This window comes from Bradyrhizobium sp. USDA3516, from assembly GCF_057651995.1.
This window is the reverse complement of the sequence record NZ_JBYGYN010000011.1, coordinates 90,743-103,006: the sequence shown is the minus strand read 5'-3', so window position 1 is coordinate 103,006 and position 12,264 is coordinate 90,743. Positions and strand designations below refer to the sequence as shown.

Here is a 12,264-nt window from a genome sequence, read left to right as displayed (position 1 = left end):
TCGTCATCCTGATCGCATTGATGGGCGCGTTGCTGCTCGGCATACGCGTCAGCGCGAGCCCAGCCTCTGACGGCTAGCCCGCCGCAGCGCGGCGTGAGGCCGGCTGTCCCGCGGAAAAAGCCCGTCCGATCTGGCGCAGTTTCACGGAACCGTGTAGAGCGATTTCATGAGCACTGGCAAAGTCAACGTCGTCGCCCACCCCCTGGTCCAGCACAAGCTCTCCCTGATGCGGGAGAAGGACCGCTCGACCAAGAGCTTTCGCGAGATCCTGAACGAGATCGGGATGCTGCTCGGCTACGAGGTGACGCGCGACCTGCCGCTGGAGCTGGTCGAGATCGAGACGCCGATTGCGGCCATGCAGGCCCCGAAGATCGCCGGCAAGAAGCTCACGCTGGCGCCGATCCTGCGCGCCGGCGTCGGCTTCCTCGACGGCATGCTGGCGCTGATGCCCTCGGCGCGCATCGCCCATATCGGGCTCTACCGCGACCCCGAAACGTTGCAGGCCGTGGAATATTACTTCAAGGCGCCGCAGGACCTGTCCGACCGCACCGTGATCCTGATGGACCCGATGCTGGCGACCGGCAATTCCGCCTGCGCCGGCGCCACCCTGCTCAAGGCGCGCGGCGCCCGGGACATCCGCTTCGTCTGCCTGCTGGCCGCCCCCGAGGGCATCGCCCAGTTCCAGAGCGAGCACCCCGACGTGCCGATCTGGACTGCCGCGATCGACGAGCGGCTCAACGACCACGGCTACATCGTGCCGGGCCTCGGCGATGCCGGCGACCGGATGTTCGGCACCAAGTAGACAGGTTGGCGCGACCGGGTTAGTCCGATGGCCATGAGTGCCAACGATTTTTCGCTGCAATCGCTGCTCCGGACCGAGACCGCCGCCGACCCTGCCCTGGTATTCGACGGCACGGCCGTCTCGCGCGCGGAATTCTCGCTAAAGGTCGAGCAGACCGCCGCCTGGCTTGCCGCGCAAGGCATCGGCAAAGGCGACGTCGTCGCGGTCTGGCTGGTCAACCGGGTTGAATGGCTGACGCTGCTGTTCGCCGCCGCACGGCTCGGTGCGGTCGTCGCCGCGGTCAATACGCGCTACCGCAGCGCGGACGTCGCGCACCTGCTCAAGCTGTCAGGCGCGAAGCTCATGGTGGTCGAGGCGGCATTCCGCGCCATCGATTTTGCCGCCATCCTCGCCGATGTCGCCGGGGCCGAGGTGCCCGCGCTGCAACGGCTTGCCGTGGTCGGCGCGAACGCGATCCCGGCACGCTGGCCCTGCGTGCGGTTCGATGCGTTCGAGACGCCTTACCCGCCAGCTCTGCCGTCCCAGGATGACGTCGACCTGCCCGTGCTGCTCTACACGACGTCGGGCACGACCAAGGGGCCGAAGCTGGTCGCGCATTCGCAAGCGACGCTGGCGACGCATGCCGCCTCCGTCGCCGACGCGCTCCAGCTCGATTCCCACCGTCATTCGCTGCTGGCCATGCTGCCGTTCTGCGGCACCTTCGGCATGACGAGCCTGCTCGGTTTCATCGCGAGCGGAGCGACCATTCATGTGCTCGATGCCTTCGACGCAGCGTCGGCGCTGCAGATCCTCAGCACGCGACGGATCACGCATTCCTTCGGCTCGGACGAGATGTTCCGGCGCATCCTCGCCATCACCGATGCGCCGCGCCCGTTTCCGCATCTCGAAATCTGCGGCTTCGCCGCGTTCCAGCCCGGCTGGCGCGAGCTGGCCGCGGAGGCCGAAGCGCGCGGCCTGAAGCTGTTCGGCCTCTACGGTTCGAGCGAGGTGCAGGCGCTGTTCTCGATCGGCCGCCCCAGTGATGCCTTCGCCGATCGGATCGAGGGTGGCGGCTGGCCGATGTCGCCGGAGGCGAAAGTCCGCGTGCGCGATGTCGAGACCGGAGAACTTGCGGCCAGCGGCGTCTCCGGCGAGATCGAGATCAGCGCGCCCTCGCGCTTCCTCGGCTATTTCAACAACCCGGAGGCGACGGCCGAGGCGATCACCGCCGACGGCTTCTTCCGCACCGGCGACATCGGCCGGCTGCGCGGCGACGGCTCCTTCGTCTACGAGACCCGCGCCGGCGATGCGATGCGGCTCGGCGGCTTCCTGGTCGCGCCCGGCGAGATCGAGGACGAGCTCAAATCCTGCACAGGTGTCGCCGACGCCCAGGTCGTCGCGGTCGATCTCAAGGGCCAGGCGCGCTGCGTCGCCTTCGTGATCCCGACAACGGAGCCGCCGATGCAGGAGACGCTGATCGCGCGTCTGCGCGAGCGGCTCGCCGGCTACAAGGTGCCGGCGCGGATCTATGTCGTGGACGCCTTCCCCGTCACCGACAGTGCCAACGGCGTGAAGATCCAGCGCGCCAGGCTTCGCGCCATGGCGATGGAGCGGATCGCCGCCGAATAGACCCGTTCAGTGCGACTTGTTCAGTACGATTTGGCGAGCCCCAGCACCTTTTCCGCGATGAAGCTGAGCGCGAGCTGCGGGCTGACCGGCGCGATGCGCGGGATCAGCACCTCGCGCAAATAGCGCTCGACGTGGAATTCCTTGGCGTAGCCGAAGCCGCCATGGGTCATCACCGCCTGCTCGCAGGCCGAGAAGCCCGCTTCCCCCGCAAGATACTTTGCCGCATTGGCCGCGGCGCCGCAGGGCATGCCCTTGTCGTATTGCCAGGCCGCCGACATCACCATCAACCAGGCCGCCTCGAGCTCGACCCAGTTCACCGCAAGCGGATGCTGAATGCCCTGGTTCTTGCCGATCGGGCGGTTGAACACGATTCGCGTCTTGGCGTATTCGGTCGCGCGCGACAGCGCGAGCTTGCCGAGGCCGACGGCTTCCGCCGCAATCAGGATGCGCTCCGGGTTCATGCCTTCGAGGATGTACTCGAAGCCTTTGCCCTCCTCGCCGATGCGGTCCTCCATCGGGATCTCGAAGTCCTCGAAGAACAGCTCGTTGGAATCGACGATCTTGCGGCCCATCTTCTCGATCTCGTGGACCTTGATTTTGTTGCGGTCGAAATCGGTGTAGAACAGGCTGAGCCCGTGGGTCGGCGAGCGTACCTCCTCCAGCGGCGTGGTGCGCGCCAGCAGCAGGATCTTGTGCGCGACCTGCGCGGTCGAGATCCACACCTTCTGGCCGTTGACGATGTAGCGGTCGTTCTTGGCGACCGCGCGGGTCTTGAGCTGGGTGGTGTTGAGGCCGGTGTTCGGCTCGGTGACGGCGAAGCACGCCTTCTCGCGGCCCTCGACCATCGGCGGCAGCATGCGCCTGCGCTGCTCCTCGGTCCCGAACACGACGACGGGGTTGAGCCCGAACACGTTGATATGCACCGCCGAGGCACCGGACATGCCGGCGCCCGACTCGGCGATGGTGCGCATCATGATCGCGGCTTCCGTGATGCCGAGGCCGGAGCCGCCATATTCCTCGGGCACGCAGATGCCGAGCCAGCCGGCATCCGCCAAGGCCTTGTGGAAGTCGTGCGGGAAGCCGCCGTCGTGGTCCTTCTTCAGCCAATAGGCGTCGGGAAAGCCTTCGCAGATCTTGGCGATGGCGTCGCGAATGGCTTCCTGCTGATCGGTGAGCGCGAAATCCATGGTCTTGATCTCCCTTCGCCAAGCGTTCTTTAGCTCGAAAAACCACAGGCAGATACGTGAATTTGCCTGCGAAGTGTGCCAACCATGCATGGCGTCATGCGGCGCGACGTGACGCGCGCGCCGTTATTTCGTGAGGAGGAAACCGCGATGGCCGGACTTTATTTCGAGGATTTTTCCGTGGGCCAGGAGTTCAGGCATCCCTTGACCCGGACCGTCACGGAGATGGACAACACCCTATTCAGCCTGCTGACGCTCAATCCGCAGCCGCTGCACATCGACGCGCATTTCGCCGAGAAGACCGAGTTCGGCCAACGCATTTTCAACAGCCTTTACACGCTCGGCATCATGATCGGCATGACGGTCTATGATACGACCCTGGGCACCACCGTCGCCAATCTCGGCATGACCGACGTCACCTTTCCAAAGCCGGTCTTCCATGGCGACACCTTGCGGGCCACGACAAAGGTGCTCTCTGTGCGGGACTCCAGATCGCGGCCCAAGGCCGGCATCGTCGAGTTCGAGCACCACGCGCTCAACCAGAACGACGAGATCGTCGGCAAATGCCGCCGCATGGCGATGATGCACAAGAGGCCGGTCTGATGCGTTCGATGCTGTTCGTGCCGGGGGATTCCCCGCGTAAATTCGAGAAGGCGAGCGAAGGCAAGGCCGACGCGCTGATCATCGATCTCGAGGATTCCGTCGTCACCGAGAAGAAGGCGGAGGCGCGTGAGCTGACGCTCTCGATGCTGAAGGGCCGCCCCGGCCCGCATCAGCTCTACGTCCGCGTCAACGCGCTCGACACCGGCACGACGCTGGCCGATCTCGCCGCGATCATGCCGGGCAGGCCCGACGGCATCGTGCTACCGAAATCGCAAGGCGGCGACGACGTGCGTCAGGTCGCGACCTGGCTCGAAGCTTTGGAAGCCGCCTCCGGCATCGCGATCGGCGCGACCCGCATCGTCTGCGTCGCGACGGAGACCGCCGGCTCGATCTTCGGACTCGGCAGCTACAAGGGCTGCTCCCCTCGCCTCGCCGGGTTGATGTGGGGCGCGGAAGACCTGTCGGCTTCGCTCGGTGCTACCGAGAAGGCGAGCGGCGGCGTGTTCCACAGCCCCTATCGCCTCGCGCGCGATCTCTGCCTGATGGCGGCGGCCGCCGCCGAGGTCGCCCCGATCGATACCGTTTACACCGACATCGACAATCTCGCCGGCCTCGAGCAGGAGACGCGCGCCGCGCGCCGCGACGGTTTTTCGGCCAAGGCCCTGATCCACCCCAAGCATGTCGACATCGTCAACGCGGCCTTCGCGCCGACGGAGGCCGAGCGCGGCTGGGCGGAGAAGGTGATCGCGGCGTTCGCGAGCAATCCCAATTCCGGCACGCTGCGGCTCGACGGTCAGATGATCGACAAGCCGCACCTTCGCGCGGCGATGAAGATTCTCGGCGAAGCCTCGAGCGGGACGCAAGCCGCGTCAGCTAAAGCGAAATGAGATTCAATGCTGCAAGGAGGAGGTGCGCTCCCTCTCCCGCTTGCGGGAGAGGTGACCGGCCCGCGGCAGTCGATTCAAACCAAAACCATCGCGCTATAGACTGCAGCCCGAAGCTGCCGGCCTCAGTCGAACCCCTGAACGGGCGGTGCCGGGGAATACGCCGGCGCGGCAGGGGCGGCTTGAACCGGCGGAGCCTGGACCGGCGGAGCCGGATTGCCGGCAGCTCTCATCTGGCCGTTGGCGGCCATCGCCTCGCGCGTGCGCGGCGGGCTGCCGGTCGCGGCGGCGCGACGCGGCGGCGGCCGGTGCCGTGCCGAGTGCGAGCCTCTCAGGCCCCAGGAACGCGCGATCGACGGTCCGGCCGTGTAGCCGATCAAGGCGCCGGCGACTGCACCGACCGGCCCCAGCACCACCGCACCCGAGACCGCGCCGAGCGCCGCATCGCCCGCGCGCTCCTGCGCGAGCGCGCCCGCGGGCACGCAGACGAGCATTGCGACAGCAGTGATCAGTGCCTTGGTCATCGGAGCGCCTCCCTTGGCGACAGATCACTCCTGCTCAAATATGGCCACACGAGGTTCGCTTGCCGGCCAACAAAAGGCAATCGCGCGGACATCTTGACACCGCTCATCCGCTGAATATTTTTTTCGCCGAGAAGAGACCTTCTCATCCTCGAAAAAACCAAAGGATCTAACGCGACCGTCTGGAGAGACGACGATGCTCGATGAGAATCTGGCCCGCATTCGTGCGCACCGCAACAACATCCACCGCTACCGGCGCCTGCTGAAGACCAGGCTGTCGCAGCTGGAGCGCCAGTTCATCGAGAGACGCCTCGCCGAAGAGCGATCGGCGCTCGATGGCCTGACCGCAGCGACCTTCCCCGTCGGATTCCGTGCCCCCGAAGTGTCTGCTGGCGCATTGGGGATGGCGCAATGAACAGCCAGCGCGACCTGCTCATCCGCGGCAGCGAGAAGGTCATCGGCCATTACGAGCTGCTTCTCGCCAGCGCCAAGAGCGAGCATGAGCGCGAGCTCTATCGCCAGCGCATCGAACGCGAGCGGCGGCTGATCCGGGACCTGCAAGGCGAATGGGATCACCGCGCGGCCTGAGTTGGGAGGTCACGCGCGCCGACACCCCAGGGCAATCGCATTGAGATGTGGCTCCGGGCACCGACTATCTCGACAACGTCATGGCCGGGCTTGTCCCGGCCATCCACGCCTTTCCACGCAGCACAAAGAACGTGGATGCCCGGGACAAGCCCGGGCATGACGACCTCTGCAAAATTCAAATACGATAGCCCCGCCATCACAGGACGAACCGCTTCCGCGGTTCGTCCCCGCATCCGTTTCAGCGCACGAGGCGATTGGGGCCTGCGAGCGCGCTGCTCGGCGCGGCTGCGGGCGCCACGCGCACCGTGGCGGTGAACGGCGCACCGTTGCGCAGCAGCGTGAGCTTCACGTCCTCGCCGATCCGTGCCAGGCCGATCGTGTTGCGGAGCTGGGCGGCAGTGCGGATCGGGCGGTCGTCGGCGCCGGTGACGATGTCGCCCTTGCGCAGGCCCGCCTTCTCTGCGGGCGAATCCGACGCGATCTCGGCGATGACGGCGCCCTGGTTCAATCCCTTGTTGACCGACGGATGCAGGTCCTTCAGCGAAATGCCGATGCGGCCGCGCTCGACGCGACCGCTCACGATGATCTGCTCCATCACCTTGCGCGCCATGTTGACCGGGATGGCAAAGCCGATGCCGACATTGCCGCCCGCCGGCGAGATGATCGCCGAGTTGATGCCGACGAGCTCGCCGCGCAGGCTGACCAGCGCGCCGCCGGAATTGCCGGGATTGATCGCCGCGTCGGTCTGGATGAAATCCTCATAACCCTGCTTGCCGAGCCCGGTGCGGCCCAGCGCGCTGACGAGCCCCGAGGTCACGGTCTGGCCGAGGCCGAAGGGATTGCCGATCGCGAGCACGAAGTCGCCGACATCGAGCCCATCGCTATCGCCGAAGGCAAGCGCCTTGAGCCCGACCGGGTTCTGGACCTGGAGCACCGCGACGTCCGTGGGCGGATCGCGGCCGATGACCTTGGCCGAGAACTGCCGGCCGTCCTTGGTGGTGATCTGAACGGCGGAGGTGCCCTCGACCACGTGATTGTTGGTCAGCACATAGCCGCGCTGGGCGTCGACGATGACCCCGGAGCCGGTCGCATTGACCTCCTTCTCGATCTGCCGGGGAACGTCGAAGAATTCGCGAAACAGCGGATCGCGATAGAGCGGGTTGTCCTCGCGCACGCGGCCGTGCACGGAGATGTTGACCACCGCGGGCGTCACCTGGCGCACCAGCGGCGCCAGGGTCGGCAGCGGGCCGCCCGTCTTCGGATCCGGAATCTGGCCGGCGGCAGGCTGCGACGCCGTCAGCGCCAGCATCAGCAAGGCCAGGAACAGCAGACGCACAGCATTCATCATCGTCACCCTGCCGCGTTGTGTTGGGGGATAGTCGAAACCTCGGTGCTTCAGCCTTCGTCGCCTGATGCGACGATCCAGCCGTGCAGAGCCAGAAGCGGGACGGTCCAGGCTGCCGTCGCCTGGCCGAGCAGCACGAGGGCGAGGACGGCCGGCGTGACCATCATGCCGCCTGCCCTTCGGCGGCGGCCCATGGCCGCCGCAACCGCATCGGCACGCCGCCGCCCCGCGGCGGGTCGTCATTGTCGTTGTCACCGTCGAGCTTGCGCAAGGCGGCCAGAATGTCGGCGAGCCGGACCGTGTGGCTCATGCCGGGAATCTCGCGCAAGGCGGGATGGGATTCGACCGCGTACATGTCCGATGCCCAGGACGACAGGATGATGCGCTTCTCGGGCGACGAGAGCTCCTCGGCATTCAGGACGTCGGCAGGCGAGTCGTAGTGGGCGGCAGGATGAAACAGCGGATTGAGAGTGCCGGAACTTCTGTTGACGTTGGTCATCGGTTAAGTCTCCCACATGCTCCTTTCCAGGGGGACGGCTCGTTGGCGATGAGACGGCGGCGCCAATCGCCGCCGTCCCGCTTGATGTTAATGCGTATTGATCGCGATGCGCTTGACGCCTTCGCGCGCCTTCTCCGATTTCGGCAGCGACACGGTCAGGACGCCGTTCTTGAACGACGCCTCGGCCTTGTCCTCCTCGACACCCTCCAGCGGAATCTGCCGTTCGAAGGCGCCGTAATAGCGCTCGGTGAAGAACCTGCCTTCGCCGCCGCGCTCGGCTTTCTTCTCGCCACGGACGGTGAGGACGCCATTGGCGATCTCGACCTGAACGTCCTTCTCGGTCAGGCCGGGGAGCTCGGCCGAAACGGCCAGCGTCTTGTCGGTCTCGCTGAGCTCGACCTTCGGCCAGCCGAAGCGGCCTTCCATCAGCGGCGACAGGCCGGTCGCCCCGAAGCCGCGGAAGACATCGTCGAACAGACGGTTCATCTCGCGGTGAAGCGTCAGGAACGGATCGAAAGTGTCGCGCGTCGGCGCAAGCTCCTGGTTTTTCGACCAGGGAATGAGATCACGAAAAGCCATGGTACCCTCCTTCATGCATCGGAAAGCGCGGCCCGCGCACGCGCGCGCCGCGTTCCGTTAACCGCTTCGATCGAGCGCTCAGGCTGCTTTCTTCTGCTCGATCTGCGATGCCGCAGGAGCGCCGCCCGCGATCGGAATGCGGCGCGGCTTCATGGCTTCCGGAACCTCGCGGACGAGGTCGATGATCAGGAGCCCGTCCTGGAACGAGGCCTGCTTCACCTGGACGTAATCGGCGAGGTTGAACACGCGCCGGAACGGACGCGCGGCGATGCCTTGATACAAATATTCCCGCGCGGCCGTCTCGGGCTTCCTGCCCTCGATGGTGAGCGCGTTCTGTTCGGCCGTCACGGTGATGTCGCTGGCGCCGAAGCCTGCCACCGCAAGGCTGATCCGGTAATGGTCTTCGCCGGAGCGCTCGATGTTGTAGGGCGGATAATTGTCCTCGGTCGCCTGGCGCAGCGTACTGTCGACGAGGTCGGCCAGGTGGTCGAAGCCGATGGTGGAACGCCACAGGGGCGCGAAGTCGAAACTGGTCCTCATAACCAAGTCCTCCAAAGAGCAAGATGGATACGAAGGAGCGCAAGGCGGGGATTTCAGACGGGTCTGAAACGACCTGCCCGGCGCCCGTGCCGGGCCCGATTTGGCACCCGGCACACCGCTCTCGCGGCGAAAAACGACTTAGAAGGCCGGAAACCGGTTTCAAGGGGCCGGCCCAAAAAATTTTTCGAGCCGCCAGGCCCCCGGCCCGCCGGGCTGATCCTCAGGATCTCAGCGCTCCCCGTGCCGTCTCCGGCGCCAGCAGCGTCGCGATGATCGTAATGACCGACAGCGCGACGATGTAGACCGACACCGCCCAGTACGAGCCGGCCCATGCCAGTAGCGCAGCCGCGATCAGCGGCGAGAAGCCGCCGCTGAGCGCTGCCGCGACGTTGGCGCCGAGCGAGGCGCCGCTGTAGCGCACCTGGGTGCGAAACAGCTCCGGCATGAACGCGGCCTTCGGCCCGAACAGCAGCGCATGGGTGAGCGTCATTGTGACGACGAGCGCGAGCGTGATCAGCGCCGGCTCCCTGGTGTCGAGGAACCAGAACAGCGGAAACGCCAGCGCCACCGAGAAGACGCCGCCGGCCAGATACAGCGCCTTGCGTCCGAAGATGTCGGACAGCCAGCCGGCCAGCGGCAGCGTCGCAAACTCGACGATCGCGGCATAGACCACGGCATCCAGGATCACCTGCCGGGGCAGGCCGAGCCTGGTTGTCGCGTAAACCACCGTGAACACGGTGAGGAGATAAGCGAGCCCGACCTCCGACACCGTGATGCCGATCGCCAGCAGAAAGCTGCGCCAGTCGCGGCGCAGCACTTCGAGGGCCGGCTGCGCCAGCACCTCCTTGCGCTCGACGATCTCCTTGAAGTGAGGTGTCTCCGCCAGCTTGAGCCGCACGAGGAAGCCGACGCCGACCAGCAGAATGCTGATCAGGAACGGCACGCGCCAGCCCCAGCTGAGGAAGTCCGCCTCGGGCAGCTTCGTCATCAGGGCGAAAATGCCGGTGGAGGCGGCGACGCCGACGGGAAAGCCGACCTGCACCAGGCTGCCGTAGAAGCCGCGGCGATTGCCGGCGTGCTCGATCACCATCACGACCGCGCCGCTCCACTCGCCCCCGAGCCCGATGCCCTGAACGAAACGCAGGATCACGAGGAGGATCGGCGCCCAGACGCCGATCTGATCGTAGGTCGGCAGGCACCCGATCAGGAAGGTGCCGAGCCCCATCGCGATCATGGTCGCAACCAGCATGGTCTTGCGGCCGAGCCGGTCGCCGTAATGCCCGATCATGGCGCCGCCGATCGGCCGCGCGACGAAGCCGACCGCATAGGTCGAGAATGCCGCGAGCGTGCCGACGACGGGATCGAAGCTCGGGAAGAACAGCTTGTTGAAGACCAGCGCCGCCGCCGTGCCGTAGATCAGGAAATCGTACCACTCGATCGCGGTGCCAAGCGCACTCGCCCATACCACATGCGCCGTCGTCGATCTCTCCGCGGAAGCGGAGACCCCCGTTGCTGCCGTCATGCCCTGCCCCAAAGGATTCCGGACGGCATCATGGCCAAACGTTGTGGTGGTTGCAATCTGTGGAGGTGTTGTCTCTCACAGGATAACGGGCGCGGGATTTTGTGCGCAGGTGCGCAACACCCGTCATTGCGAGGAGCCCTTGCGACGAAGCAATCCAGACCGCCTCCGCGGAAAGACTCTGGATTGCTTCGCTTCGCTCGCAATGACGGGTGTTGAGGCAGGAGCGCTCCTTACGCGGCATCACCCGGCCATCGTGGAACCGGCCCGACAGCCGTTGTTCGCCATTGACAAACTAATTTGCTATTATCTAATTTACCTCCATAACAACCCTGCCGCGCCAAGCGGCCAAGAAGAGAGGAAACGACGATGAGAGGGCTTCTGGCCTGCGCCGCGCTCGCGGCCATGACTTCGGCTGCCATGACCACAGGTGCCAGCGCGCAAGTGTCCGACGACGCGGTGCGGATCGGCGTGCTGACGGATCTGTCGAGCTGGGGCCGCGACAACTCTGGGCCGGGCTCGGTCGAGGCCGCCAAGATGGCCGTGGAGGAATTCGGGCCGACCGTGCTCGGCAAGCCGATCGAGATCATCAGCGCCGACCACCAGATGAAGACCGATGTCGGCGTGCAGATCGTCCGCGGCTGGTTCGACAACAGCAAGGTCGACGCTGTCGTCGACATTCCCAATTCCGGCATCGCCATCGCCGTGCACAACATGGTGCGCGAGCGCGGCAAGGTTGCCCTGCTCTCCGGCCCCGGCGCGAGCTCGCTGACCGACGAGCTGTGCAGCCCGAACACCGTGCATTTCACCTACGACACCTATGCGCTCTCCAAGGTGACGGCCTCCGCCGTGATCAAGGAAGGCGGCAAGTCCTGGTACTTCATCACGGCCGATTATGCTTTCGGCCAACAGCTCGAGAAGGATGCCACGCGTTTCATCAACGAGATGGGCGGCAAGGTGCTCGGCGGCGTCAAACATCCAACCAACACCGCCGATTTCTCCTCCTTCGCGCTGCAGGCGCAGAGCTCGAAATCCGACGTGGTCGCCTTCGCCAATGCCGGCCAGGACACCGACAACGCCATCAAGCAATCCGGCGAATTCGGCCTGGTCCAGGGCGGCCAGAAGCTGGTCGGCCTCTTGATGTTCGACACCGACGTGCACGCCATCGGCCTGAAGGCCGCGCAGGGCACCTATATGACCACGGCGTCCTACTGGGCCATGGACGAGGCCACCCGCGCCTGGTCGAAGAAGTTCTACGAGCGCACCAAGGTGATGCCGACCATGATCCAGACCGGGGTCTACGGCGCGGTGCTGCATTATCTCAAGGCGATCAAGGCCGCCGGCACCGACGATTCCGCCAAGGTGATGGCCAAGATGCGCGAGCTGCCGATCGAGGATACATTCGTCCATGGCGGCAAGTTGCGCGAGGACGGTCGTGTCATCCGCGATATGTATCTCGCCAAGGTGAAGACCCCCGAGCAGTCCAAGGAGCCGTGGGATTATCTGGACATCGTCAAGACCGTGAAGGGCGAGGACGCCTTCCGTCCGGTCTCCGAGTCCAAATGTCCGCTCCTGAAGAAGTGAGGCCCGAT

The 12,264-nt window shown here is 65.6% G+C and carries 14 protein-coding genes; 7 read left to right on the top strand and 7 right to left on the bottom strand.

Features of this window, described 5'->3' with window-relative positions; translation table 11 throughout:
- Positions 1 to 166 precede the first annotated feature (166 nt).
- Both upp and AC24YW_RS29680 read left to right on the top strand, forming a co-directional pair.
- Positions 167 to 802, top strand: coding sequence for a uracil phosphoribosyltransferase (upp, locus tag AC24YW_RS29685; RefSeq protein WP_487486037.1), 636 nt, complete (start codon positions 167 to 169; stop codon positions 800 to 802).
- 33 nt (positions 803 to 835) lie between these two features.
- On the top strand, positions 836 to 2,410 hold the full coding sequence (locus AC24YW_RS29680) for an AMP-binding protein (protein WP_487486229.1): 1,575 nt from the start codon (positions 836 to 838) through the stop codon (positions 2,408 to 2,410).
- A gap of 20 nt (positions 2,411 to 2,430) precedes the next feature.
- Here AC24YW_RS29680 and AC24YW_RS29675 read toward each other — a convergent pair whose 3' ends face one another.
- Positions 2,431 to 3,597 carry an acyl-CoA dehydrogenase family protein gene (locus AC24YW_RS29675; RefSeq protein WP_487486036.1) on the bottom strand — a complete coding sequence of 389 codons (1,167 nt, stop codon included), beginning with the start codon at positions 3,595 to 3,597 and terminating at the stop codon, positions 2,431 to 2,433.
- A gap of 147 nt (positions 3,598 to 3,744) precedes the next feature.
- On the opposite strand from AC24YW_RS29675, the gene AC24YW_RS29670 reads away from it, so the two are divergent.
- Complete coding sequence (locus tag AC24YW_RS29670; protein WP_487486035.1) at positions 3,745 to 4,197, top strand: MaoC family dehydratase; 453 nt, start codon at positions 3,745 to 3,747, stop codon at positions 4,195 to 4,197.
- A complete protein-coding gene (locus AC24YW_RS29665) occupies positions 4,197 to 5,084 on the top strand; it encodes an HpcH/HpaI aldolase/citrate lyase family protein (protein WP_487486034.1) in 888 nt (295 codons plus the stop codon). The genes AC24YW_RS29670 and AC24YW_RS29665 overlap by 1 nt, the downstream gene beginning before the upstream one ends.
- 122 nt (positions 5,085 to 5,206) lie before the next feature.
- Here the strand turns inward: AC24YW_RS29665 and AC24YW_RS29660 are convergent, their stop codons facing one another.
- The gene (locus AC24YW_RS29660) at positions 5,207 to 5,605 is read right to left on the bottom strand and encodes a hypothetical protein (protein ID WP_487486033.1); all 399 of its coding nucleotides are present in this window, start codon (positions 5,603 to 5,605) and stop codon (positions 5,207 to 5,209) included.
- 193 nt (positions 5,606 to 5,798) lie between these two features.
- Here AC24YW_RS29660 and AC24YW_RS29655 point away from each other — a divergent pair, with 193 nt between their 5' ends.
- Complete coding sequence (locus AC24YW_RS29655) at positions 5,799 to 6,017, top strand: hypothetical protein (protein ID WP_487486032.1); 219 nt, start codon at positions 5,799 to 5,801, stop codon at positions 6,015 to 6,017.
- Positions 6,014 to 6,190: a hypothetical protein gene (locus tag AC24YW_RS29650; RefSeq protein ID WP_172786903.1), complete on the top strand. Its 177-nt coding sequence runs from the start codon at positions 6,014 to 6,016 to the stop codon at positions 6,188 to 6,190. The genes AC24YW_RS29655 and AC24YW_RS29650 overlap by 4 nt, the downstream gene beginning before the upstream one ends.
- Positions 6,191 to 6,428: 238 nt before the next feature.
- Here AC24YW_RS29650 and AC24YW_RS29645 read toward each other — a convergent pair whose 3' ends face one another.
- The 5 genes from AC24YW_RS29645 to AC24YW_RS29625 all read right to left on the bottom strand — a co-directional run bounded on the left by AC24YW_RS29645 (position 6,429) and on the right by AC24YW_RS29625 (position 10,675).
- Positions 6,429 to 7,535 (bottom strand): trypsin-like peptidase domain-containing protein, encoded by a 1,107-nt coding sequence (locus AC24YW_RS29645; RefSeq protein ID WP_487486031.1) that lies wholly within the window; start codon positions 7,533 to 7,535, stop codon positions 6,429 to 6,431.
- 163 nt (positions 7,536 to 7,698) lie between these two features.
- Positions 7,699 to 8,034 (bottom strand): hypothetical protein, encoded by a 336-nt coding sequence (locus tag AC24YW_RS29640; protein ID WP_487486030.1) that lies wholly within the window; start codon positions 8,032 to 8,034, stop codon positions 7,699 to 7,701.
- Between the two features lie 87 nt (positions 8,035 to 8,121).
- Positions 8,122 to 8,613, bottom strand: coding sequence for an Hsp20/alpha crystallin family protein (locus tag AC24YW_RS29635; RefSeq protein ID WP_487486029.1), 492 nt, complete (start codon positions 8,611 to 8,613; stop codon positions 8,122 to 8,124).
- A gap of 78 nt (positions 8,614 to 8,691) precedes the next feature.
- On the bottom strand, positions 8,692 to 9,153 hold the full coding sequence (locus AC24YW_RS29630) for an Hsp20 family protein (RefSeq protein ID WP_028181167.1): 462 nt from the start codon (positions 9,151 to 9,153) through the stop codon (positions 8,692 to 8,694).
- Between the two features lie 220 nt (positions 9,154 to 9,373).
- Complete coding sequence (locus AC24YW_RS29625) at positions 9,374 to 10,675, bottom strand: MFS transporter (RefSeq protein WP_487486028.1); 1,302 nt, start codon at positions 10,673 to 10,675, stop codon at positions 9,374 to 9,376.
- 366 nt (positions 10,676 to 11,041) lie between these two features.
- On the opposite strand from AC24YW_RS29625, the gene AC24YW_RS29620 reads away from it, so the two are divergent.
- Entirely contained in the window at positions 11,042 to 12,256 is a 1,215-nt protein-coding gene (locus AC24YW_RS29620) for an ABC transporter substrate-binding protein (RefSeq protein ID WP_487486027.1), read from the top strand.
- Positions 12,257 to 12,264 lie beyond the last annotated feature (8 nt).